The organism is Cetobacterium sp., from assembly GCF_048470075.1.
In the GTDB taxonomy this organism is placed as follows: domain Bacteria; phylum Fusobacteriota; class Fusobacteriia; order Fusobacteriales; family Fusobacteriaceae; genus Cetobacterium_A.
Map to the genome: position 1 here is coordinate 41,041 of NZ_DBGBQB010000074.1, position 25,460 is coordinate 66,500.

General features: G+C 32.7%; 20 protein-coding genes. All 20 read right to left on the reverse strand.

The features are described 5' to 3' along the window. Positions 1-3 precede the first annotated feature (3 nt). Positions 4-1,029 (reverse strand): glycosyltransferase family 9 protein, encoded by a 1,026-nt coding sequence (locus tag ACMOUI_RS02710; protein WP_418964209.1) that lies wholly within the window; start codon positions 1,027-1,029, stop codon positions 4-6. Then, entirely contained in the window at positions 986-1,774 is a 789-nt protein-coding gene (locus tag ACMOUI_RS02715; protein WP_418964210.1) for a glycosyltransferase family 2 protein, read from the reverse strand. The genes ACMOUI_RS02710 and ACMOUI_RS02715 overlap by 44 nt, the downstream gene beginning before the upstream one ends. 123 nt (positions 1,775-1,897) lie before the next feature. Beyond that, positions 1,898-5,476 (reverse strand): pyruvate:ferredoxin (flavodoxin) oxidoreductase, encoded by a 3,579-nt coding sequence (gene nifJ / locus ACMOUI_RS02720; protein ID WP_418964211.1) that lies wholly within the window; start codon positions 5,474-5,476, stop codon positions 1,898-1,900. 172 nt (positions 5,477-5,648) lie between these two features. After that, complete coding sequence (locus ACMOUI_RS02725) at positions 5,649-6,854, reverse strand: acetate/propionate family kinase (RefSeq protein ID WP_418964212.1); 1,206 nt, start codon at positions 6,852-6,854, stop codon at positions 5,649-5,651. Between the two features lie 107 nt (positions 6,855-6,961). Next, entirely contained in the window at positions 6,962-7,960 is a 999-nt protein-coding gene (gene pta / locus ACMOUI_RS02730; protein WP_418964213.1) for a phosphate acetyltransferase, read from the reverse strand. A gap of 133 nt (positions 7,961-8,093) precedes the next feature. Then, the gene (gene ftsY, locus ACMOUI_RS02735; protein ID WP_418964214.1) at positions 8,094-9,278 is read right to left on the reverse strand and encodes a signal recognition particle-docking protein FtsY; all 1,185 of its coding nucleotides are present in this window, start codon (positions 9,276-9,278) and stop codon (positions 8,094-8,096) included. A 14-nt stretch (positions 9,279-9,292) separates the two neighbouring features. Then, complete coding sequence (locus tag ACMOUI_RS02740; RefSeq protein WP_418964215.1) at positions 9,293-10,684, reverse strand: NAD(P)/FAD-dependent oxidoreductase; 1,392 nt, start codon at positions 10,682-10,684, stop codon at positions 9,293-9,295. Between the two features lie 23 nt (positions 10,685-10,707). Continuing rightward, entirely contained in the window at positions 10,708-11,184 is a 477-nt protein-coding gene (locus ACMOUI_RS02745; protein ID WP_418964216.1) for a hypothetical protein, read from the reverse strand. Positions 11,185-11,201: 17 nt separating this feature from the next. After that, a complete protein-coding gene (yqeH, locus tag ACMOUI_RS02750) occupies positions 11,202-12,311 on the reverse strand; it encodes a ribosome biogenesis GTPase YqeH (RefSeq protein ID WP_418964217.1) in 1,110 nt (369 codons plus the stop codon). 37 nt (positions 12,312-12,348) lie between these two features. After that, positions 12,349-13,251: a tyrosine-type recombinase/integrase gene (locus tag ACMOUI_RS02755; RefSeq protein WP_418964218.1), complete on the reverse strand. Its 903-nt coding sequence runs from the start codon at positions 13,249-13,251 to the stop codon at positions 12,349-12,351. Between the two features lie 12 nt (positions 13,252-13,263). Continuing rightward, entirely contained in the window at positions 13,264-14,571 is a 1,308-nt protein-coding gene (trmFO, locus tag ACMOUI_RS02760) for a methylenetetrahydrofolate--tRNA-(uracil(54)-C(5))-methyltransferase (FADH(2)-oxidizing) TrmFO (RefSeq protein WP_418964228.1), read from the reverse strand. A gap of 60 nt (positions 14,572-14,631) precedes the next feature. Then, positions 14,632-16,923, reverse strand: coding sequence for a type I DNA topoisomerase (gene topA, locus ACMOUI_RS02765; protein ID WP_418964219.1), 2,292 nt, complete (start codon positions 16,921-16,923; stop codon positions 14,632-14,634). Between the two features lie 63 nt (positions 16,924-16,986). Next, on the reverse strand, positions 16,987-18,051 hold the full coding sequence (dprA, locus tag ACMOUI_RS02770) for a DNA-processing protein DprA (protein WP_418964220.1): 1,065 nt from the start codon (positions 18,049-18,051) through the stop codon (positions 16,987-16,989). Positions 18,052-18,063: 12 nt separating this feature from the next. Next, positions 18,064-18,684 carry a tetratricopeptide repeat protein gene (locus tag ACMOUI_RS02775; protein ID WP_418964221.1) on the reverse strand — a complete coding sequence of 207 codons (621 nt, stop codon included), beginning with the start codon at positions 18,682-18,684 and terminating at the stop codon, positions 18,064-18,066. A 1-nt stretch (position 18,685) separates the two neighbouring features. Beyond that, a complete protein-coding gene (gene xseA / locus ACMOUI_RS02780; protein ID WP_418964222.1) occupies positions 18,686-19,885 on the reverse strand; it encodes an exodeoxyribonuclease VII large subunit in 1,200 nt (399 codons plus the stop codon). A gap of 9 nt (positions 19,886-19,894) precedes the next feature. Then, complete coding sequence (gene uvrB / locus ACMOUI_RS02785) at positions 19,895-21,865, reverse strand: excinuclease ABC subunit UvrB (RefSeq protein ID WP_418964223.1); 1,971 nt, start codon at positions 21,863-21,865, stop codon at positions 19,895-19,897. Between the two features lie 55 nt (positions 21,866-21,920). Next, positions 21,921-22,595 (reverse strand): tRNA1(Val) (adenine(37)-N6)-methyltransferase, encoded by a 675-nt coding sequence (locus ACMOUI_RS02790; protein ID WP_418964224.1) that lies wholly within the window; start codon positions 22,593-22,595, stop codon positions 21,921-21,923. A gap of 10 nt (positions 22,596-22,605) precedes the next feature. Continuing rightward, positions 22,606-23,577: a PSP1 domain-containing protein gene (locus ACMOUI_RS02795; protein ID WP_418964225.1), complete on the reverse strand. Its 972-nt coding sequence runs from the start codon at positions 23,575-23,577 to the stop codon at positions 22,606-22,608. A 68-nt stretch (positions 23,578-23,645) separates the two neighbouring features. Next, positions 23,646-24,596, reverse strand: a complete 951-nt coding sequence (locus tag ACMOUI_RS02800) for a TIM barrel protein (RefSeq protein WP_418964226.1) — start codon at positions 24,594-24,596, stop codon at positions 23,646-23,648. After that, on the reverse strand, positions 24,583-25,460 hold an 878-nt coding region (locus ACMOUI_RS02805; RefSeq protein ID WP_418964227.1), incomplete at its 5' end, for an ABC transporter substrate-binding protein. The genes ACMOUI_RS02805 and ACMOUI_RS02800, both read right to left, overlap by 14 nt.

The following is a 25,460-nucleotide window of genomic DNA, read 5'->3' on the forward strand; positions in this document are numbered from 1 at the left end:
TGTCTATCTCTCCAATCTCTCTATTATCTCGTGAACTATTCTATTTTCAGTTTCTTTATTATAAGAGTCAAACTCCTTGTGTCTATAGTTCTCCTTAGAGTTTTCATCTGGAATTATATATGTTACATTATCATTTCCAAAAACTCCCCATCTTGTTGGACTTTGAGTAGGTTTTTTAGGATACAATGCCACTATACTCTTTTGCAGAGACCCTGCTATGTGTGTTGGTCCAGTAGAACCTCCAAAGTACACTTTAGCTCTATTTATAACAGCTCCAATATTTAATAACTCTCCACCATTGGCAAAAAGATAGACTCTATCTCTACCTATCTTTTCCAAAAGCTTCAACCCTCTTTCCTCATCTGAGATATGAGCAGTTATAATAACATCTACATCTCTTTCTCTATCTATAACCTCTCTTATAATATCGGCATATTGCTCATCAGTTATATTCTTAGCTGAACCTCCCATAAATGGATTTACAACCAAGGTCTTTGTCCCAATACTATTATCTTTAAAAAACTTCTCTGCCGCATCTAAGTTACTTTTATCTAAAAAAATCTGTGTATTTATTTCAAATCTCTCTTCAAAAAGTTTTTTATCAAGTTTTTTTATTAAATCTAAATTATACTCAGCCTCATGTTTTATCGATTTAGATCTCTTTTGTAAAACACCTCTATTAAATACAAAGAAGGATTTTAATTTTGAAAGAGGTCCTATCTTTATCTTAGCTTTACTAGCTTTTGCCAGCTCCATGACAAATTTATCCACATACAAAGCTATGAATACATCTGCATTAAAATAGCTTATTTTTTCTAAAAGCTCTTTTTGTCTATATCTATCTATTTGAACAACCCTATTTATATAGGGTAAGTTTTTTACTATATTATAATTATAATTTCTCACTAATAAAGTTATTTCAGCATCGGGATACATTTTTCTTATCATAAAAAAACTAGGGATCGATAGAATTAAGTCACCTATTTTATCCGTTCTTGCTATTATTATTCTTTTGTATGTATGAGCCATTCTTATACATCTCCCTTAATTTAAAATATTTAATCATCGAATACAATGAACTTGTTGAAGCTATAACAAATCCTTCAACCCCATCTAAAAATCCCAATCTAAATATATACATCTTTAAAAATTTATATATTGGATTTAGAGTGATATCAAAAATCCCCACTTTTTTCCCTTTATTATAATAATCTTTTGCTCCCTCAGTTGTGTATCTATTAAATCTATTGAAGTAATCCTCCATTGTTAAGTATGAGTGGTGATATATATTTTCCTTTATTTTATATATCTCTTTATCTGTTTCAAAGCTCTCATGCACAACATTGTCATTAAAGATTCCAGCTCCTTTTTTAAACAATCTTATGGCATAAGATGTTCCCCAGCCACCATGTTTTATCTTTTTTCCAAAGCATACTGACAATCTATTTATTTTATATATCTCTTTTTTATTTTTTTTATCGCTAGTGATATCCAATATTTTATTTTTTAACTCCTCTGAAATCTCCTCATCTGCATCTATATTTAAGATCCATGTCCCTTCACACTTTTCTATAGCTGAGTTTCTCTGAGGTCCATATCCCTTCCAAGATTCCTTATAAAATCTAGCGCCAAACTCTTTAGCTATATTTTCAGTATCATCTGTTGATCCACTATCTACAATAACTATTTCATCTACTAAGTTTTTAACTGATTCTAGAGTTTTTCTTAATATCTTCTCCTCGTTAAAAGTTATCATTGCAACAGATATTTTCATCTTTTCACCCTTTCTTTTTTGCTGCTTACTCTTAATTATACCAAATAATACATTAATTTACAAAAAAGTTTTCTAATAAAAAAAGGGTAAGATATTTCTATCCTACCCTTCTAATTCAAAGAATTACTTAGCTTCTGCTGTGAAGTCTAATGATGCAAGTCTTTGATATTGTCTCCATCTTCTTTGAGACTCTGATTTATTTTTAGTGAATAACTCTTTTGCATGCTCTGGATGAGATTTTGCTAATGTTGCATATCTAACCTCTCCCATTAAGTAGTCATTGTAGTTATCCCAGTTAGGTTCTTTACAATCGATTTGAAGAGGATTTTTTCCTTCTTTCTCCAATAGAGGATTGTATCTGAATATTGGCCAGTATCCACACTCAGTAGCTTTTTTCATCTCAAGTTGGCTGTTACCCATTCCGCTCTTTAATCCATGACTGATACAAGGTGCATAAGCGATGATTAATGATGGTCCTGGATATGCCTCAGCTTCAGCTATAGCTTTTAAGTATTGAGCTTGGTTAGCTCCCATAGATACTTGTGCAACATAGATATGTCCATAAGACATTGCAATTGCTGCTAAGTCTTTCTTCTTATTAGGTTTTCCTGCTGCTGCGAATTTCGCTACTGCTCCTGTTTGAGTTGACTTAGATGCTTGTCCTCCAGTATTAGAGTAAATCTCTGTATCCATTACTAAAACGTTAACGTCATCTGAAGAAGCTAAAACGTGGTCTAATCCTCCGTAACCGATGTCATAAGCCCATCCGTCTCCTCCAAATATCCATTGTGATTTCTTAACTAGATATTGTTTTAACTCTAAAATCTCTGTTGATACTCCACAGTTACATGCCTCTAAAGCTGGAACTAATCTGTCTCTAATCTCTTTTGTTTTGTTTCCATCTGCTCTATTTTCAATCCACTCAGCAAACATTGCTGCAACCTCTGGAGAAACATTTGCCATGTTTGCTTCCATGATTGTTTGGATTCTATCTCTCATTGTTTCAACAGCTGTTGCCATTCCGTATCCAAACTCTGCGTTATCCTCAAATAATGAGTTACCCCATGATGGACCTTCTCCACAGCTATTTGTTGTATATGGAGTTGATGGTGCTGATCCTCCATAGATTGAAGAACATCCTGTAGCGTTAGCTATCATCATTCTGTCTCCAAATAATTGAGTTATTGCTTTAATATAAGGAGTTTCTCCACATCCTCCACAAGCTCCGTGGAACTCGAATAATGGTTGTGCAAATTGTGATCCTTTTACTGATGTTTTAGGCATAAACTCATCTTTGTAAGTTACATTGTTGAATAGGTAATCAGCATTTTCTTGCTCTCCTTTTTCAACCTCTTGTCCGATTGGTACCATTACTAAAGCTTTCTCTTTAGCTGGACATACGTTGGCACAAAGTCCACATCCTGTACAATCTAAAGGAGATACTTGAATTTTGTACTCTAATCCTTCTAAACCTTTTCCAATTGGAGTTTTTGTTTTTAACTCGTTTGGTGCTCCCGCTTTCTCCTCAGCAGTCATTAAGAATGGTCTTATTACTGCGTGTGGACAAACGAATGAACACTGGTTACATTGGATACAGTTTTCTGATTTCCACTCAGGAACGTTTACTGCAACTCCTCTCTTTTCAAAAGCAGTTGTTCCGTTCTCAAATGTTCCATCCTCATATCCTAAGAATGTAGAAACTGGTAACTCTTCACCTTTTAATGCATTTACAGGTTTTGCGATTTTCTCAACAAATGATTCTAATTTAGATGTTGATCCACATCCACATCCTGTACAAGAGCAAGTTCCTTTCTCTTCTACAGCCTCAACTGTTAAGTTAGCCCATGAAGGATCAACAGCTATTTGAACTAATTCTCCAGCTCCCTTATCGATAGCCTCATAGTTCATTTTTACAATAGCGTCACCTTTTTTAGCATATGACTTTTCAGCATATTGCTTCATATAGTTTTGTGCATCTTCAAATGGAATAACATCTGCTAATTTAAAGAATGCTGATTGCATTATTGTATTAGTTCTTCCTCCTAATCCAATCTCTGCAGCAAGTTTATTAGCATTGATAATATAGAACTTAGCATTTTTCTCTGCTAATTGTTTCTTAACTGAGTTTGGTAAATGAGCTATAACCTCATCTTTATCCCATACGCAGTTCAATAGGAATGTTCCACCTTGCTTTAATCCACCAATCATATCATATTGAGTTAAGTACGCTGGTACTGAACATGCAACAAAGTTTGGTGCTGATACTAAGTAAGTTGATTTAATTGGATGTTTACCAAATCTTAAGTGTGATCTTGTTGATCCTCCAGATTTCTTTGAGTCATATGCGAAGTATCCTTGTGCATATAAATCTGTTTTATCTCCAATAATTTTGATTGAGTTTTTGTTAGCTCCAACTGTTCCATCTGATCCAAGACCGAAGAATAAGCACTCTCTTACTCCCTCTGCTCCTGTCTCAATGTGTGGTCCAACTTCAAGTGATTTGAAAGTAACGTCATCATTGATACCTACTACAAATCCATTTTTTGGCTCATCTTGTTTTAAATTATCAAATACAGCTTTCATCTGTGCTGGTGTTGTATCTTTTGAAGATAATCCATATCTTCCACCTACGATTACAGGAGCGTTTTCCATTCCGTAGAATAGTCCTCTAACGTCCATATATAATGGCTCTCCTAATGCTCCAGGCTCTTTTGTTCTATCTAGTACAGCAATTTTCTTAACTGTCTTAGGGAATACATTGAAGAAGTACTCAGCAGAGAATGGTCTGTATAGGTGAACATTGATAAGTCCTACCTTTTCTCCCTTTCCTACTAAATAATCAACTGTCTCTATTAATGTTTCACATACAGATCCCATAGCAATAACAATATGCTCTGCATCTGCTGCTCCATAATAGTTAAATGGCTTATAATCTCTTCCTGTTACTTTAGAAATCTCTTCCATGTAGTTAGCTACAATTGCAGGTACTGCATCGTAGAACTTGTTTTGTACCTCTCTAGTTTGGAAGTAGATATCGTCGTTTTGTGCTGTTCCTTTTGTTACTGGATGCTCTGGATTTAAAGCTCTTTCTCTGAAAGCTTTAATAGCGTCCATATCAACTAGTCTCTTGAATACATCATAATCCATTACTTCAACTTTTTGAATTTCGTGTGAAGTTCTGAATCCATCAAATATATTCATGAACGGAACTCTAGATTTAATTGCTGCTAAATGCGCAACTCCTGCTAAATCCATTACTTCTTGTACTGAACTCTCAAATAACATAGCAAATCCAGTTTGTCTAGCTGCATAAACGTCTTGGTGATCTCCAAAGATTGATAGCGCTTGTGCTGCTAGTGATCTCGCTGATACATGGATAACTCCTGGTAAAAGCTCTCCTGCTATTTTGTACATGTTAGGAACTTTTAGTAGTAATCCTTGTGATGCTGTATATGTTGTTGTTAAAGCTCCTGCTTGTAAAGATCCGTGAACTGTTCCAGCTGCTCCTGCCTCTGATTGCATTTCAACAACTTTTACTGGAACTCCAAACATATTTTTCATTCCTCTTGATGCCCACTCGTCAGTGTACTCAGCCATTGGCGATGATGGAGTTATTGGATAGATACCTGCCACTTCTGTAAAAGCATATGATGCATATGCTGCAGCTTGGTTACCATCCATAGTTTGCATTTTTTTAGCCATTTGAATTGTCCTCCCTTTTTTAATTGACTCTAAAGTTAACTCTATTTTACGAGCAATCCTATTAATTGTCAATTAAAGTTCTTGATTTTTTTAAGAAATTTTTAAACTAATTCAACCAAATATAATTTTTACTGACTAATATGTTTATTTTTTAAACAGCTTTTGATACAAATTACTTTGTAGCGTTTACAATTTCATAAGTATCTCTAGCTATTACTAACTCTTCATTTGTAGGTATTTTGAATACTTTTACCTTAGATGTTTCTTTACTTAAAACAACATTTCCTTTTTGTCTCTTAGAGTTAACCTCTTTATCTAATTCAACTCCAATAAACTCTAATCCTTTTAATACATCTTCTCTTACTTTTCCAGAGTTCTCTCCAATTCCTCCAGTGAAGCAAATTGCGTCTACTCCACCCATTTGAGCTGCATAGTTTCCAACATATCCTCTAATTTTGTAAGCGAACATATTTTCAGCTAATATTGCTCTCTCGTTTCCTGCTGCTGCTGCAACTTCCATATCTCTACAGTCAGAAGACTCTCCAAATACTCCTAAGATTCCAGATTTTTTGTTCATTCTGTCATCCATCTCTTTATCAGATAATCCTCTTTTATTTTTTATGAATAAAACTGCTGCTGGATCGATATCTCCACATCTAGTTCCCATCATAATTCCTTGTAATGGAGTTAATCCCATTGTTGTATCTATACATTTTCCATTTTTTACTGCAGATATTGATCCACCGTTTCCTAAGTGACATACGATTATTTTTGACTCAGCTGGGTTTCCTAATAACTCTCTAGCTACTCCTGAAACGAATTTATGAGATGTTCCGTGGAATCCGTATTTTCTAACTTTTAAATCTGTATAATCCTCATATGGTAATGCATACATATAAGCTTCTTTTGGCATTGTTTGGTGGAATGATGTATCAAATACTCCAACATTTGGTTTTCCTGGCATTAACTCTTGCATTGTTCTGATTCCTAATAAGTTTGCAGGGTTATGTAATGGAGCTAACTCTGAACACTCCTCCATAGCTGTCATAACTTCTGGAGTTACTAATACTGATGAAGCGAACTTCTCTCCACCGTGTACTACTCTGTGACCGATTGCATCAATCTCATCAACTGATTTTATTACTCCATACTCTGGGTTTGTAATAGCATTTATTACTAACTCTAAAGCTTCTTTATGAGTTGGCATATCTTGCTTTATTTCGATTTCAAAATCATTAGCTGGAGTCTCATACTCCATTTTTGAACCTTCAATTCCAATTCTTTCACAAAGACCAATTGCAAAAAGCTCTCCTGACTCAGGATTTAATAATTGGTACTTTAGAGATGAACTACCACAGTTAATAACTAAAACTTTCATTAAATTTACCACCTTAATTTTATTTTTTTTTAATATATTTGATCAGTAGGGGGTATCTCTACCCCTTACAGATTTTTTACCCTTAATTTAAATCTATTAAATCGCTATTATTTTCCAGCTTGTACTGAAGTTATTGCAGTTAAATCTACGATATCTTTAACTGAACATCCTCTAGATAAGTCATTTATTGGAGCTGCTAATCCTTGAATTAAAGGACCATATGCCTCAGCATCAGCCAATCTTTGAACTAATTTATATCCAATGTTTCCTGCTGCTAAGTTAGGGAAAATTAATACATTAGCTTTTCCTGCAACTGTAGAGTTTGGAGCTTTTTTAGCTCCCACTGATGCTACTAAAGCAGCGTCTGCTTGTAATTCCTCTTCAAATGCAAATTTCGCATCTCTTTCTCTTAAAATCTCTCCCGCTCTTTTTACAACATCTACTGAATCATGCTTTGCTGATCCCTTTGTAGAGAATGACATAAGTGCAACTTTTGGATCTAATCCTGCTACTGTTGATGCTGTTACAGCTGCTTCTGACGCGATATCAGCCAATTGCTCTGATGTTGGCTCAGGAATTACAGCACAGTCTCCAAATACTAAAATCTCTCCATAAGTTTCTACATTGTGCTTTAACTCCATTAAGAATACTGATGATACAGTTTTTACTCCTGGCTTTGTTCCAACAACTTGTAATCCTGCTCTTAAAACATTAGCTGTAGGTGAGTCTGATCCAGAAACCATTCCTGCTACGTCTCCCATTTTAACCATCATAGCACCAAAGAAGTTAACATCAGATGTTAAGATTCTTTCTGCTTCCTCTGGAGTCATCCCTTTTTTTGCTCTTAATTCACATAATTTTTCTACATATGAAGCTAATTTGTCAGTAGTTTTTGGATCTATAATCTCAACACCCTCTAAAGATACTCCTAAGTTAGCAGCAAATGTTTTTATTGTTTCTACATCTCCTACTAAAACTGGAGTTCCTAACTTCTCCTCAACTACTCCTGCAGCCGCTCTGATTACTCTCTCATCAGTAGCTTCAGGAAGAACTATTTTGTTTCCTAAAGTTTTTGCTTTTTCTTTAATTTGAACTATAATGCTCACTTTAAGTCCTCCTTGAATTTTATTAAATAAATTGCACTTTTTTAATCATACTGTAATAGTGCTCGTAATTTTCAACTATATATTAACAAATTTTATATATATTTACAACAGAAATTCTATTTTTTTTAATATATTAGTCAAAAATTGCTTGTATGTACTCTTTACTATTGAACTCTCTTAAATCCTCTATTCCTTCTCCAACACCTATGTATTTTATAGGTTTTTTTAACTCTTCAGAGATGCTAAATAGTATTCCTCCCTTAGCTGTTCCATCTAATTTTGTAACAATGAATCCTGTTAATTTTGTCACTTCATTAAATACTCTTGCTTGAATCAATCCATTTTGACCTGTAGTTCCATCTAAAACCAGTATTGATTCATAAGGTTGGTCTCCTATTTTTTTCTTTATAATATTGTTTATCTTTTCTAACTCTTTCATTAAGTTATTTTTATTGTGTAGTCTTCCTGCAGTATCTATAATTACAACATCTGCATTTTTATCCTCTCCAGCTTTTAGTGTATCAAAGACTACCGCTCCTGGGTCTGCTCCATCAGGGTGTTTAACAAGCTCAGCTCCAGCTCTTTTTGTCCACTCTTCTAACTGCTCAACTGCTGCAGCTCTAAATGTATCCGCTGCACCAATTACAACTTTTTTATTCTCTTTAACCAATTTTGCTGCAATTTTTCCAATAGTAGTTGTTTTTCCTACACCATTAACTCCCACTATTAAAATTACATTCATTCTACCTGGTTGAATATCTAATTTAGTATCCTCAGTTATTAGATAACTTTCTAGAACATCCTTTAATACAGGATACACATCCTCTGGCTTCTTTACTCCTCTAGCCTTTACCTCAGCTTTTAAATCTCTAACAATTTTTAAAGTCATCTCGATACCAATATCTGATTGCACTAAGGTGTCTTCCAACTCCTCATACATCTCTCCATCCACTATTGACTTTCCTGTAAAGATATTCTTTAAAGTTCCAAACAGTCCCTCTCTTGATTTAAATAGTTTCTCCTTTAATGAGGCGAAGAAGCTTCTTTTTTCAACTTTTGGTTTTTCTACATAGACCACTTCATCTTTTATCTCTTCATCTTCAGCTTTTTCCGCTTCAATTTTTTCCTCTTCAACGGTCTCATCTTGAACAGATTTTTCCACTGCCTCATCTATTTTTTTCTCTTCCTCTTCTCTTTCCTCTTTAAGTTCATTGCTAGAATCAATCTCCTCTTGAACTATCTCCTGTTCTAACTTTTCTTTTTGCTCTTCAACTTTCTCCTCTTTTTTTCTACCGAAAAGTTTATTAAAAAATCCCATTATACTCCTCCATATTATTTAGAAATTATATGTCTTACAGCTAATATCCCCATTACTGCGGCGATGTTCAATCCACTTCCATATCCTGAACTATCCCCTGCTGCATATAGCCCCTTTATATTAGTTTCCATATTAGCATCTATTTTTATTCTTGTACTTCTAAATTTAATCTCAGGGAAATATAATAATAAATCACTTGATGCGAACCCTGGTGTTATTTTGTCATGCACTTCAATAAACTCTATAATGTTGTCAAGAATTCTCTTAGGACAAGCAAGAGCTATATCTCCAGCTACATAATCCTCTGTTGTAGGTATAATATTTAATCTAGCTATAGATTCATCTGTTGATCTTCTTCCAACTTTAAGGTCTCCGTAGGATTGCATTAATATCTTTCCACCAGTTAACATTGATGACATCTTTGCTATTGCTGTTGCATACTCAAATGGTTGCTTAAATGGTTCTGTAAATGTTTTAGTACATAGCAGTGCCAAGTTTGTATTTTGTGACTTTTTATCTTTATAAGCATGTCCATTTGCTAATACAACATCATCACTATGCTTTTCAGCCGCTATAAATCCACTTGGGTTTGAACAGAAAGTTCTCATTTTATCTCTATATTTTGTTGTATGGTAGATCATCTTAGCTTCATAGAAGTTTTCATTGATATCCTTCATTACTAAATCTGGAATCTCCACTCTAACTCCTAAATCCACCGCTCCAGTCTCATAGGAAACTCCTGACTCTTCACACATCTCCATAAGTTTTTTAGCACCGCTTCTACCTAAACCTATTACAACATTTTTTGCATAGTAGTTCTCTACTTCATCCTTTTTATTTTTTACAGTTACTCCTTTTATTTCACCGTTTTCAATTATTAGCCCCTCAGCTGATCTCTCTGTTATAAACTCTACACCTTTTTCTAAAAGAGAGTTTACTAACTTTGTATATAACTCTCTTGAACCATCTGTTCCTAGATGCATTGTTGGTGTATCTACCAATTGAACATTGTTCTCAATACATCTTTTCTTTATATCTAACATAACCTGATTATACTCTAATCCTGATGGCTTTTCATCAAATCCAAAATCTTTATAAATATTAGCCACATACTGGATTGTTTCATTTACTATTGTCTTTCCTGTTAGAACGTGTACATCTCCACCAACTCTATAATCCATATTGAATTTAGAATCAGAGAAAGCTCCTGCCCCAGAAACTCCATAAATTATTGCACAAGTAGGACACTTTACGCATGTTCCTAACTTTTCTTTTGGACAAACTCTCTGTGTCAACATTCTTCCTTTGTCTAAAACTAAAATCCTTAAATCCTTATTTTTTTTAATGGCTTCATAAGCTCCGAAAACTCCAGCTTGTCCTCCACCTAAAAATATAATATCGTACATTTACTTTCCTCCATTTATGTTCTTTACTGTCTAAACCAGTTTACTTTTTCTAAATATATATCCTCTGGTAAGTTTGGATGAATCTCCCCAGTTTTCTGAGAATAGTTATAGTTCCATCCGCCATTTTTACTAGCATTCTCAAAATCCTGTACATCATATACATTGTTAGAAGCTATTATAGCGTTACTTCCATAGGTTTTTGCCAAACTTTTACGTCCATAAATCTCTGCAAAGGAGATTTTTTGCCCATTAGAATCCACATAATCTAAGATATGAAGATTCATATTTGCTCCAGCTTTAGTTAAGTCAGGATAAGTTCCTGTTATTTGATAGTATTTTTCTAAAGCGATTCTTAACTCTTTTGTATTTCTAATAGTTTCATCAATTTTATATGTCCCTGTTAGATCATCAATTCCTCTCATAGCTAGATATATAAATAAAATAGTTACAGCTATATTTATAATCCAATTTAAAGTAGTTATTCTTCCGTCTTTTTCCATACTTCTATAACCTCACTCTATCTTTTTGGTTTTATAAAAGCCTCTCTAATAATTATATCTCCACCTTTAGGTGATGTTATTTCAACCTCTAATGGACCTCTTTTTACAGATAGCCATCCAAGACCTTTAAACACTAATTCCTCTCCAGTTTCCACTGTAAAAACTTCCACATTTTTTTCTAACTCATTAAACTCATCTCTACAACTATCACATGGTGGAGTTAAAAACTCCGCTCTTTGCATTAGTTCCTTTGCTTTTTCTACATTAGTTTCATGGAATGTTACATCTTTTGATGCGTATAATGAGAATATAGGTTTTAAATCATCTTCATTTAATACTCTCATTTGAATCATTCCACCAATTAGTATAACTCTATCTTTTTGCACCTTATAAGTCTTTCTTGATATCTCATTAGCTGGAATTATATTTTGGTTACACTCTTGACATACAAAGTCAGAGAATCTTCCAGATGGGATCAATCCTGGTGTATCTATAAGTGTTATTTTTGAGAAAGGAATCTCAGTTTTAACACTTTTTAAAGTTGTTCCTGGAAACTTCGATACAGTTACTCTTTTTGCTCCTATAAGCTTATTTATAATACTTGATTTACCAACATTAGTAACTCCTAAAACTAAAGCATTGGCTCCCTCTGGATAGAAATGTTTTATTTTTTTAAATATTCCATTTATTCCATACCCATTCTTTGAACTCACTATCGCTATATCAAGTGGAGATACTCCTTCCTCTCCCAATCTCTCTTTAACCCAATCGGCAACTTCAGATGGGTGCTTATCATCTGGAATTAAATCTAACTTATTTATCACTACAATTGAGTCCATCTCTCTTAAAATATCCAATATCTCATCATCAAAAGATCCCTCAAAATCTATAATATCAAATACCGGTATAGCTACATCCGCTTCCTCTAAGCTTTTTTGAACCTCTTTTCTATAGTCCTCTTTTGTCATTTTTATAGGAATATACTGTCCATAGTTTTTTATTTTAAAGCATCTTTGACAAAGTAGCTCTTTACTGTCGCTTTCTAAAACTGATTTAGGTAAATATCCATTGGAATTTGGATTTTCTCCTTGAAGTTCAATTCCACATCCTATACATTTTTTTATCATAAACTCTCCTTCAATCTATACTATTAATATTTTTATATCATTTTAACTCTAACTCTTTAGACAACTCTTTTTTCTTTTTTTTCTCTAAAGCTTCTAAATATATTTTTGTTGAATCTAAATTTGAGTGGCCTAAAAGTTTTTGAAGTTGCAATAAACTTATTCCATTCTCCAACATATGCACTGCAAATGTATGTCTGAAACTATGGGGACTAATCTCTTTAGTTATTCCAGCCTTTATACCATATCTATCAATAAGTCTTCTTAGGGAACGATCTGTTAGTCTACCTCCTGACCCATTGACAAATAGTATCTCCTTACTGTATTTATCTCCCAGCTTCTCCTTTTTTGCTGCCACATATCTTTTAAAGAACTCTTTTGCTCTTTCACTGAAAAACACCGTTCTATACTTTTTAAAGCTCATTACAATAACTTGTCTCTCATCTAAATTAAAGACTTCCTCTCCTAATCCTAGAAGCTCTTGCGATGTGATTCCGCTAGAATATAGCAGTTCTACAATTAATCTATCTCTTAAACTATGATAATTTTTTAACTCTATGGCTTTTCTAATCCTTCTTATCTCCTCTAGTTCAAGTACCTCTGGAACTCCCCTATCATAACTTGGAGCTACAATCAGTTGAGCAGGATTATTCTTAACTTTCCCAGTATCTTTTAGGTGTTTAAAAAACGATTTTAAAGAGGAGATCTTTCTATTTAAAGATCTTTTTCCTATATCACTACCTTGAAGCTCTATTAGGAACTCTCTAAAATTAAATCCATCTATATCTGATATTTTCTCTAAATCATTGCATTTTACAATATATTCATTAAATCTATACAGATCTATTCGTAATGATTTTATTGTATTTAAGCTTTTTCCTTTAGCAAATTCACAGTGATATAAAAACTCCTTTATATCCCCTAATAAATTAAGAGTACCCATCCCAAACTCCTTTTACTTCTCTTGACTTAACTTTTCATCTAAATAGTCCAAAGCTATTTTAGATATTTTATTATACTTCTCTTTTTTATCTCTAATTCTTTCATCTAAAGATTTTATAACACCAAAATTTGGTCCCATTGGTTGGAAATTTTTCTTTTCCTCTGTTATATATTTTATAATCGCTCCAATAGAACTTCTATCATCTAGTACCAGAGGTTCTTTCCCATCCATTTTTCTAAGAATATTTGTTGCAACCATTAATCCTGTAGCAATAGCACATACATATCCCTCTCCACCTGTTATCTGTCCAGCAAAGTATATATCCTCATTATTTTTTAAATTCAAAGCAGGTGTCAATAGTTTTGTTGAATTTATAAATGTATTTCTATGCATAACTCCATATCTTACAAACTCTGCATTTTCAAGTCCTGGAATCATAGAGAAAACTCTTTTTTGCTCTCCCCACTTTAAGTTTGTTTGGAACCCTACCAAATTATATAGCTTTCCATCTTTATCATCCTGTCTTAATTGAACTACAGCAAAATCCTCTTTCTCTGTTCTAGGATTAACTAATCCCTTTGGTTTTAGTGGTCCAAATAGTAGAGTTTTAAATCCTCTTTGAGCTATTCTTTCTACAGGCATACAAGCTTCAAATAACTTTTCCTCTTCAAATTTTTTCAAAGGTGCTCTTTCAGCTGATATTAGAGCCTCATAAAAAGCTTCATACTCCTCTTTATTCATAGGACAGTTTATATACTCTCCATCCCCTTTATCATATCTCGATTGAAAATATACTTTATTTTTATCTATTGATTCTAAAGTTACAATTGGAGCTGCTGCATCATAGAAATATAGATAATCTTGCTCCAGTAACTCCCCTATATTTTTTGATAGATCCTCTGATGTCAATGGTCCACTAGCTACTACAACTATCTTATCTTTTGGTATCTCTTTCAGTTCGTCATTTATTATCTCTATATTTTCTATAGAGTGCAATATCTTTGTAACTTTTTCTGAAAATCCCTCTCTATCTACGGCTAAAGCCTGTCCTGCTGGAACTTTTACTTCATCTGCTATCTCAATAAGTAGCGATCCCATTCTTCTAAGTTCCTCTTTCATCAATCCTGATGCATTTCCTAAATGGTCTCCACCTAAAGAGTTACTGCATACTAATTCTGCAAACTTATCACTTTTATGAGCTTCTGTTGAAACTTTAGGTCTCATCTCATACAATTTAACTTTCACTCCATTTTTTGCCAATTGATAAGCTGCCTCTGAACCAGCCAATCCAGCTCCTATTACTATAACCTCTTTATTTATCATCTGTTCTCCTTTTTTTATACATACAAAAGCCTCGCCTAAAAAGGCGAGTCCTTTTAACTAATCTTTTTTTTCTTTTTCCAATTTTTTTATATTTTTACACTCTGGATACCCAGTACAAGCTAGGAATTTACCCCATCTACCTCTTCCAATTTTAAATGGTCTTCCACACTTTTCACAATTTCCAGCATTTTTTAGAATCTCATCCTCTTCCTTTTGGATTTTGTCCATTATCCATTTTAACTGAACGATTCCATTTTTCTCTTCTATTGTACCATTCATAAGGAGTTTTTTCACCTCTCCAGGTAAAGATACTCTCTCATTATCCTCTTTGAAGTTTTCACTCTCTAAGTAACTACCAAAACGTCCTAGTTTTAGAAGAAGTCTGCTTCCATTACTTAAAAATACATCTGTCAACTTTCCTTGCTTAACTCTCAATTGCTCTTCCAATAACTCTCTAACTTTTATACTTCCATTTTTTATATCCTCTAACGGTATATCAATCCCTTTTAAAGAGTATTTTTCTTTACAATTTTCATCTGTACAACAAAGGTATCTTCCGAATCTACCATTTTTCATAATCATATTTCCAGTTCCACATGGACATGGAACATCTGACATTATAATTCTACTAGATTCCTCCTCTACCTTAACTTTATATAGTTCTAAATCCCTTGAAAGTTTTGAGTAGAAATCTTTTAGTATCTCAATCCAATCTCTTTCTCCCTCTTCAACTAAGTCCAAGCCATCCTCTAATGAGGCTGTAAATTTAACATCCATTATATCTTTAAAGTTTTTTTCCAGAATTGATTTTATCTCATATCCTAGCTCTGTTGGAACAAAACTTTTTCCTTCAATCACAACATACTCTCTCTTTTTTAAAGTCTCTATTATTGAAGCATATGTAGATGGTCTACCTATTCCATCAGCCTCTAATTTTTTTACTAAAGAGGACTCTGTCAATCTTGAAGGTGGTTTTGTCCAATCCTCCTTTATATTCAATTTTTTTAGTTTTAGGAAATCTCCCTCATTTATTGAAGGGAACTCTCCCAGTGGAAGATCCTCTTCATCTTTAAAAACTTTATAGTATCCATCAAAAGTTATCTTATTTAATGTACCTCTAAACTGATAATCTCCATTTTCTAAGATTATTTCAAATTGCTCATACTGCATAGGAGCAAGTTGAGATATCATAAATCTTTCCCATATAAGTTTATAAAGTTTATATTGATCTGGTGCTAAATCCTTTTTTATTTTATCTGGCTCTAAATAGATATCAGTTGGTCTAACCGCTTCATGGGCATCCTGTATCTTTTCATCTTTTTTCTTTTTAGCTCCCTCTTTACCTAAATACTCTTTTCCAAAATTTTCTAAAATATAGCTTTTTGCCATATCTTTTGCTTCATCTGATATTCTTGTAGAGTCTGTTCTCATATAGGTAATCAAACCTTTTTGGTTTCCATCTATACTTACACCCTCATATAGTCCTTGAGCTACTGACATAGTTTTCGATGCAGAAAATCCTAAATAAGATGAAGAAAGTTGCTGTAATGTACTTGTTTTTAGTGGTAATGGAGGGTTCTTAGTCTTTTTAGATACCTTTGAATTTATAACTGCATACTCTGAGTTTAAAGTCAGCTGTATATTTTTTACAATATCCTCATCAGTTACTCTTTCAAATCTTTTTCCCTCTATTTTATAAAGAGAAAGGTTCATTTTATTTTCAAACTCACCTTTTATATCCCAAAATTTTTCAGGAATAAATTTTGTAATCTTATCCTCTAAATCACATATTAATTTTAAAGCAACCGATTGCACTCTTCCAGCACTGGTATTTGAAGAGATTGACTTCCATAGAAGCGGACTTATCTCATATCCTACCAATCTATCTAAAATCCTTCTTGCTTGTTGAGCATTCACTCTATTTATATCAACTTTTCTTGGATTTTTTATAGCCTCTCTTATTGCTCCATTTGTTATCTCATTAAACTCTATTCTATTAGCTTCATTTTCATCTAATTTTAATGTTTGAGCTATGTGCCACGCAATAGCTTCTCCTTCTCTATCCGGGTCTGATGCCAAGTATACTTTATTTGATTTTTTTGCTAAATCCTTTAAAGTTTTTATTACATCCCCTTTTCCTCTTATCGTAGAATAGCTAGGTTTAAAATCATCTGCTACATCCACTCCTATTTTACTTTTAGGTAAATCTCTTACATGTCCAAAAGAAGCTGTAACATGAAAATTATTCCCCAATATTTTTTCAATTGTTTTCGCTTTTGCAGGTGATTCTACTATTACTAAATTTTTTTTCGCCACTGCTTTCACCCCTAATTTTTTCTCTATATACATTATTCGCTCTTAATTATATTAGAAATTGTTAAAAAAATCAACTAAGGTCATTAAGTTTCCTATTTACAAACACCTTCTATAGTTTCCAGCTGGCAGGCTTTGAATATATCCCTCTATTTCTAACTCCATTAAATTACTCAATAGTTCATTCGTATCACAAGTGATTTTCTGTTTTATTTCCTCTAGATGCATTTTCGTTTTTAATACACTATATATCTCTAGTTTTATTCCTATTAATCTATTAAAGTTTTCACCTTTTTCATTTTTTTTATCCCAACCATACTCCTTTAAAATATCATCTCCCGATGTTATAAGTTTTGCTTGAGATGATTTTATGAGTTCATTACAACCTTGGGATAGAGGATATGTTATATCCCCTGGGATAGCAAAAACATCTCTTCCCTCATCTAAAGAGAGGTTTGCTGTTATTAGACTTCCCCCTTTTAAACTACTTTCAATAACAGCTATTCCCTTAGATAATCCAGCTATTATTCTATTTCTTATTGGGAAATTTTTAGGAATAGGTCTCATTCCCAATGGGAACTCTGAAATTACCAACCCATATTTTTCAATCTCTTTTCTGATACCTATATTTGCTTGTGGATAGTATACATCTATACCACAACCTAAAACTGCTATGGTACTCCCTTTTAATTTTAGAGTTTCTGTATGTGCAATAGAATCTATTCCTAAAGCCAATCCACTGACAATAACAACTCCTCCATCTACGAGATTTTTAATCACTCTTTCACAACCTAGTTCTCCATATTTAGTAGCTCTTCTTGTTCCTACTACTCCTATTACTCTCTTTTTATTTAAAAGTTCTACATTTCCTTTATAAAAAAGAAAAAGTGGAGGTTTTGTGATATTTTTCAAACTTTCAGAATATCTATAGTCATTCATATCTATAAGTCCTATTCCATTATTTTCTAAATAATCCATAACCTCCAAATATTTTTCACAGTTTTTTGAATTCAAAATTAATTGGGTATCATCTGTAGTTAAATTTAAGGTATTTGTAAGTTCTTCTAATTTTTCAAAAATTTCCTTGTATCTTTTACAATTTTCCATTAAAACTCTAATCTTACTATTTTTTAAACCTATTAATTTTAATCGATACCACTCCATCTTCCACCTCTTCTATCTAGAATATGTAGATGTTAACATGTTGCTAATCTCTTTTGATTGTGGATATAGTCTTCTTCCTTCCTGTAAAACTTCTCTTGCTCTTTCAATTTTTTTCTCTGCTAAATAGATATCTCCTAGAGCTAAAAAACCCTCTACACTTGGAGAATAATTCATATAAATCTGGATATCATCCACAGCTTTATTGTATCTTCCTAAATTTCTATAAGCCAACCCTCTTCCCAAATAAGCCTCTTTCATAGTTGGTTCTACACTGATTGCCACGCTATAAAAATCCACTGCCTTATTGTAGTCACCTATAAATCTGTAACTTGTTGCAGCTCCAAATAGATTTCTTGAACTATCTATATTACTACTAAAAATTTGTGCCGCTCTCTCATATTTTCTATTTCTAAAATACTGGTCTCCCAGATAAAAAACTTGATTTTCATCACCACTTATAGAGTCTATATAACTTTTAAAGTATCTTTCATACTCCTTTAGTAGCACTGCTGCCTTATCTCTATCATCCTCTCTCGCTATTTGACTCTCTAAACTCTGGATATATTGTGGTCTTTGATCACTTAAAGCCACAAGACTTAAAAATAGAAATAAAATTCCCACTATTTTTTTCATTTTAATTTATCTCCTCTACCTTACTAATTATTTTCCCATCTTTTAATATTGTTTCAATTTGATCTCCAACTTTTATTTGAGCACAACTTTTTACTATACTCTGCTCCTTCTTAGTTACACTGTAACCTCTTTTTAAGATCTCCAAAGGATTTAATGCTATTAACTTTTCAGTTCTAATCTCCAACTCATATTTTTTATCTTTAAAGATTCTTCTTATACTCTCATTAAGTTTATCCTCTTTTAAAAGTAGTTCATGATTTTTTTCCTCTATTGTTTTTAGAAAGTTTTTTAAAACATAATTTTCTTTCAATTGATTAAGTTGGTTTTGTTTATCTTTTATCAATCTATTAATACTATTTTTTAGCTTTATTTCTTTTTCTATTAACTGTGTCTCAATCTCCTTTTTTACAGGTATAGCTATCTCTATTGCTTGAGTTGGAGTTGCTGCTCTCACATCTGCAACCAAATCTGATAATAGATTATCTATCTCGTGTCCAACTGCTGAGATTATTGGTTTTTCACTTTGAAAAAAAGCTCTAGCCACAACCTCTTCATTAAAAGCCCATAGGTCCTCAACACTTCCACCACCACGACCTGCTATTATCAAATCTACCTCTGGAACTCTATTTAAAACTTCTATTCCCTTTACAATCTCCTCTTTTGCTCCAACTCCTTGAACCTTAGCAGAGTATATATAGATATCAACATTTGGGAATCTTTTTCTAGTTGTATTTACTATATCATGAAATGCCGCTCCTGTATATGCTGTTACAACTCCAATTGCCTTTGGATATCTAGGTAAAGGCTTTTTGAACAGTGGAGAAAATAGCCCCTCTTTTTCTAGCTCTCTTTTTAATCTCTCTAAATTAGCGAACATCTCTCCCAACTTATCCTCTTTTTGGACATGCCTCACTAGTACTTGGAAATCACCTCTGGCTTCATAGAACCCAACATCTCCAAATATTTTTATAGAGTCTCCCTCTTTTAAGTCCTCAGGTATTCTTTTAAATTTATAATTAAAAGCTGCACATTTTATCTGACTCTTACTATCTTTTAATGTAAAATAGAGATGCCCACTTTTATAATATGTTACACCTGAAAGTTCACCTTTTAGAAAAAACTCTTGAAAATTTGGATTTTCATCAATATATCCTTTTACCATTTTATTAAACTCTGTTACACTATATATTTTTTCACTCATAAATCACTCCTACATCTCTAAAAGCATCAGTTTTAATTTGTTCATCTCATCTCTTTTCTCTATAGCTTTTTCAAAGTCTAACTCCTCTGACAATCTCTTTATATCTTTTAATAATTTATCGATCTCTTTTTCAATATCCTCTTTACTTGTAAAATGTTTAGCTTCTATAATATTTTCCTCTTCCACTTCCCAAGTAAATACAGATTCAGATACCTCTCTATATATTGTTTTAGGTTCTATTCCATTTGAAATATTATATCTATTCTGTTTTTCTCTTCTTCTATTTGTTTCCTCTATGGCATATTTCATGGAATCTGTCATCGTATCTCCATATAGAATTACTCTTCCTTCAACATTTCTAGCAGCTCTTCCAATAGTTTGAACCAGAGATCTTTTACTTCTTAAAAAACCCTCTTTGTCCGCTTCTAGTATTGCTACAAGAGATACCTCTGGAATATCAAGTCCCTCTCTCAATAGATTTATTCCTATTAAAACATCGAACTCACCTTTTCTTAAGCCTTTTATAATTTCAATTCTTTCCAATGTATCTATATCTGAGTGCATATACTTCACTTTAACCCCAAGAGTTAAATAGTACTCTGTTAACTCCTCTGCCATTTTTTTAGTCAATGTTGTCACTAAAACTCTCTCTTTTTTCAACGCATTTTTTCTAATCTCTTCCAATAGATCATCTACCTGATTTTTAGTTTCTCTTACCTCTATAATAGGGTCTAGTATTCCAGTAGGTCTAATTAGCTGTTCCGCTATATGCCCATTGGATTTTTCTATTTCAAAATCTCCAGGTGTAGCTGAAACAAAGATTGTTTGGTTACAGTTCTCTCTAAACTCTTCAAAGGTTAAGGGTCTATTATCCAAAGCGGACTTCAATCTAAAACCATTCTCAACAAGAGCTGTTTTTCTTGCTCTATCCCCATTGTACATACCCCTTATTTGAGAAACACCTATATGGGACTCATCTATATAAACAACAAAATCCTTAGGAAAATAATCCATTAAAGTATCTGGTTTATCACCTGGATTCTTATGAGTCAAATATCTGGAATAGTTTTCAATACCCTTACAATAACCGACCTCTCTTATCATTTCCAAATCGTACTCTGTTCTTTGTTTAAGCCTTTGAGCTTCCAAAAGCTTACCTCTATCTTCAAAGTCCTTAACCTCTTTCTTTAAGTCCTTTTTTATCTCCTCTATGATTCTCTCCTGTTCTCCCTCCTCTGTTACATAGTGAGTTGCTGGAGAGATTGCCACTCTCTCTATATCTTTTTTTACCTTTTGTCCTGTCAATGTATTTATCTCTGATATCTCCTCAATATCATCTCCCCAGAACTCTATTCTATAACCATTTTCCATATATGAGGGGTATATATCCACCACATCACCTTTAACTCTAAACTTTCCCCTTTCAAATGCAATATCATTTCTTTCATATCTTAATTCTATTAATTTTGATATAAGTTTTTTTCTGCTATATCCTGTCTTTTTATCTATTGCTATTGTTAAATTTTTATATGTCTCAGGTGATCCTAGTCCATATATAGCTGATACTGAAGCTACTATTATAACATCTTTTCTATTTATTAAAGCGGCTGTAGCTGCATTTCTAAACTTGTCAATCTCGTCATTAATTGACGAATCCTTCTCTATGTATGTGTCCGTTGTAGCTATATAAGCCTCTGGTTGATAGTAGTCATAGTAGGATACAAAGTATTCCACAGCATTTTCTGGAAAAAAACTTCTGTATTCTGAGAATAGTTGAGCTGCCAAAGTTTTATTGGGGGCTAATATCAAAGCTGGTCTTCCGCTCTCCCTTATTATATTGGCTATGGTAAATGTTTTTCCTGATCCTGTTACACCTAGTAGTGTTTGATCTTTCACGCCCTCTTGCAAACCTTTAACTAGATTTTTAATAGCTTCTGGTTGATCCCCAGTTGGAATATATTTTGAATTTAATTTAAACACTTATGACACCTCCATTAAAATAGGGAGAGGTAACTCCTCTCCCTTAAAGTATCTCTTAGTTATCGTTTAAAAAAATTGGAGTCTCAATTTTTAATATGTTTTTTCGCCCTTTACTAGCTTCAATTAAAACAATACTTGAATCTTTCTCTCTAGAATAGTGAACAAACTTTACTCTTTTAATTGAAAATCCACATTTTGCAAGTTCCTCAGAGATCTCTAAAAATCTATAACTTTTATGAACCATAAAAAGTTCACCTCTCGGTTTTAATAGCCTTTTAGCATTTGCTACAAACTCCCTTAAATTGAGCTTAATCTCATGTCTAGCTATACTTTTTATATCCTTGTCATTAATCTCTTTTCCATCTAATACCATGTATGGTGGATTTGAAATTATATAGTCATAGGTATTTCCCTCTTGAATATCTTTAATATCCGTATTTACAATCTCCACTTTATCTTCTAAACTATTTCTCTTAATATTTCTAATCGCTAACTCTGCAATCTCTTTTTGTATTTCCACTGCTTTTATCTTAGATATCTTATCTTTAGCACACAATAATACTGGTATTATACCATTTCCTGTCCCTATTTCCAGAACTTTAGCATTTTTCTTTCCATTAAAAAAATTAGCTAATAAAACTGCATCTGTCCCAAATCTAAATCCATCTTTTTTTTGAATTAAGGTATACCCTTCACAAATATTAGCTATATCTTCATTTTCAAAAATCATCTCTTCTATATTACTCCTTTTCTAAAACCTTATGTTGTAACTCCTCTGTTGATAAAACGTTTTGTAACTTTTTAGCCTCTTTTTTGTTGAACTTTATCTCATCAATAAATACTTTCATGATTCCTTTTCCTTCAACATCCACATATAAAAATCCATTTAAAGGGCTTATACTTGTAACTTTTCCCTCTCCCTTTGGAGTTTTAACCAATTGATTTACAGCTGGATAGATTCTTAGAGCTTCTTCATACTGTTTATACTCATAGTTTATACAACACAGTAATCTTCCACATACTCCAGATATTTTAGTTGGATTTATTACTAATCCTTGATCTCTTGCCATTTTAATAGAGACTGAATCAAATTTATTTATAAATGTTCTACAACAAAGCTCTTTACCACATACTCCAATGTTTCCAAGAATTCTTGCCTCATCTCTAACACCAATCTGTCTTAACTCTATTCTAAGTTTAAATATATTAGCCAAATCTTTTACTAAATCTCTAAAATCAATTCTACCCTCTGCTGTAAAGTAGAATATCAATTTTGTTTTATCAAATGTGTACTCTGTCTCTATCAGTTTCATTGGTAATTTATGGTGAATAATTCTCTCTTTACACACCTTAAATGCCTCTTTAGCCTCTTGACGAAGTAGTTCATACTTTTTGATTTCCTCTTCACTAGCTTTTTTTATAACAGGCTTTAATGGCAATACCAATACTCTCTCTGGTAGCTGCATAGGTCCTCCATAAACAACACCAATCTCTTTTCCTCTGATAGTATCAACTATTACCTTATCACCTTTTTTATACTCTACATCATCAACTATCTCAAAACTATATCTCTTTTTAGTAGTTTCAAACATTACCCCCAAAATATTATACAATCTATTTGGGTCTGATACCACTTCCTCCTGTATCTCTACACTCTCTTGTAATGCTGTTTCATCTATATTCTTATCTATATCTAAATTTCCTTGTGTCATATATCCTCCCGCGAAAATCTTAACATTCTATAATATAGAGTATATCACATTTTTTACCTTTTAAGAATTTATTTTACATAATTTAATTGTTCTTTAACCACTTCTTTTAAATTTTCAAAAGATGAAAAATTCAACTCAAAATTTATATATTTCAAATTTGGAAGCTCATTGAATATAGACTTTAAATCCCCTCCATAAACTCTATGTGGATCAAGATTTTTCATATGTTCTAACTCCACTTTAAACTTTTGACCTCTGTCCCCTTTTTTCCACTTCTCTATCTCTTTTGAAAAATCTCTCTCCAGGTATCTTTTAAACTCTATTCCATTCACATGAACACCATATATGAATCTATTTAACTCCTTTAAGTCTCTAATTTTATTTACTATATATCTGTCTGTATCTTGAAAGTTTTTTATATTTTTCTCTGTACAAACTATATGGGATAGATCTAGCAAAAAACCCTTATTTTTATACTCCACTCTTTCAAAAAAATATTTTGCCAATTCATAATTTTTTAAAGTCAACCCAGGCCATGGTAAATTTTCAAAAAGAAGTAACGGTCCCTCTCCTTTAAAGACCTCATTCACTATTTTTAATGTTTCATCCAATACCTCTTTAGAGGTATATTCAAAATCAAATGTAAATATATCTTTAGGTCTGACATGGGACACATGAAAGACCAAGTATTTTGCTTTCACCAATTTAGCACTTTCAAATTGTTTTTTAAAAGTTTCTAATAGAATCTCCTTCTCTAAAGAACGATAGTAGTTCATCACTCCCTCTTCATTGAAAAAATCCTCTTGAATCTTCTCTTTCTCCTCTTTCCAAAATTCCAACCACGTTGGATAGTATAATAAATGTACCCCTTTTATTGGATACTTACCATAACTTTCTATGGGTAGATGGTCTCCTATTATAGTTTCCACCCCTGTTATTCCATCTTTTTCTAACTCTTTGTATATCTCTAAAAAACTTTCTTCCTCTCCATTTTTAGGAACAAAACTAAAACTTATCATTTGAAAGCACTTCCTTTATCTCTTCTAACGCTTTTATAACTCTTGGTGAGGGTCTATTGATTCCCTCATCTACAAAGTATACATTCCCATTTTTTATGGCATCTATATCTTGCCACTCAACTCTTCTTTTTATATCTTCAACACTCTCTTTTCTATCTTCACCCACAAATATATATTCAGGATTTCTCTCTATAATAGACTCTAAAGTTGGGGATATCCATCCATCACCATCTTTAAATATATTTTCTCCACCGGCATTTTCCAGTACATCATTTAAAAAAGTGTTATCTCCAGTTGTATATATAGGATTATTTAAAATTTCAAAATATACTCTTTTTTTCTTTGATTGCTCTTTAGACACTAACTTTCCCAATTTTTTTATATAGTTATCCTTTAATCTATCACTTTTTTCTCTTTGATTTAGAAGATTTCCAATCTCATCTATAGATTCTTTAACTCCCTCTAAGGTTTTAGGATTTTTTATCACATACACAGGTATCCCTACTTCATCAAATACCTTTAGGCTATCAGCCCCTTTGGATAGACTATGTTGAGATGTTATAACCAAGTCAGGCATCAACTCCATTATTTTTTCCTCATTTAATCTATCTGTATTTAAAATCCCTTTCCCTTGTAACTCTTTAGATATTTTTTCAGAATATGTATCCACTCCCACTAAAACATCAATTAATCCCATATCTACAATTATCTCTGTATTAGATGGAACTGTTGAAATAACCCTCTCCACTTTCTCTGGAATTTCAATAACTCTTCCTATCCCATCTGTTACCTCTCTTGAATATCCCATTGAAAATACAACTATATTTAATATAAATATTTTTTTTAACACTTGCCCACCTCTTT

Coding starts and splice junctions, on each gene's coding strand:
- ACMOUI_RS02710 (WP_418964209.1), bottom strand. CDS start 1,029: ATGGCTCATACATACAAAAGAATAATAATAGCAAGAACGGATAAAATA.
- ACMOUI_RS02715 (WP_418964210.1), bottom strand. CDS start 1,774: ATGAAAATATCTGTTGCAATGATAACTTTTAACGAGGAGAAGATATTA.
- nifJ (WP_418964211.1), bottom strand. CDS start 5,476: ATGGCTAAAAAAATGCAAACTATGGATGGTAACCAAGCTGCAGCATAT.
- ACMOUI_RS02725 (WP_418964212.1), bottom strand. CDS start 6,854: ATGAAAGTTTTAGTTATTAACTGTGGTAGTTCATCTCTAAAGTACCAA.
- ftsY (WP_418964214.1), bottom strand. CDS start 9,278: ATGGGATTTTTTAATAAACTTTTCGGTAGAAAAAAAGAGGAGAAAGTT.
- ACMOUI_RS02740 (WP_418964215.1), bottom strand. CDS start 10,684: ATGTACGATATTATATTTTTAGGTGGAGGACAAGCTGGAGTTTTCGGA.
- ACMOUI_RS02745 (WP_418964216.1), bottom strand. CDS start 11,184: ATGGAAAAAGACGGAAGAATAACTACTTTAAATTGGATTATAAATATA.
- yqeH (WP_418964217.1), bottom strand. CDS start 12,311: ATGATAAAAAAATGTATAGGATGTGGAATTGAACTTCAAGGAGAAAAT.
- ACMOUI_RS02755 (WP_418964218.1), bottom strand. CDS start 13,251: ATGGGTACTCTTAATTTATTAGGGGATATAAAGGAGTTTTTATATCAC.
- topA (WP_418964219.1), bottom strand. CDS start 16,923: ATGTATATAGAGAAAAAATTAGGGGTGAAAGCAGTGGCGAAAAAAAAT.
- dprA (WP_418964220.1), bottom strand. CDS start 18,051: ATGGAGTGGTATCGATTAAAATTAATAGGTTTAAAAAATAGTAAGATT.
- ACMOUI_RS02775 (WP_418964221.1), bottom strand. CDS start 18,684: ATGAAAAAAATAGTGGGAATTTTATTTCTATTTTTAAGTCTTGTGGCT.
- xseA (WP_418964222.1), bottom strand. CDS start 19,885: ATGAGTGAAAAAATATATAGTGTAACAGAGTTTAATAAAATGGTAAAA.
- ACMOUI_RS02790 (WP_418964224.1), bottom strand. CDS start 22,595: ATGATTTTTGAAAATGAAGATATAGCTAATATTTGTGAAGGGTATACC.
- ACMOUI_RS02795 (WP_418964225.1), bottom strand. CDS start 23,577: ATGACACAAGGAAATTTAGATATAGATAAGAATATAGATGAAACAGCA.
- ACMOUI_RS02800 (WP_418964226.1), bottom strand. CDS start 24,596: ATGATAAGTTTTAGTTTTGTTCCTAAAAATGGAGAGGAAGAAAGTTTT.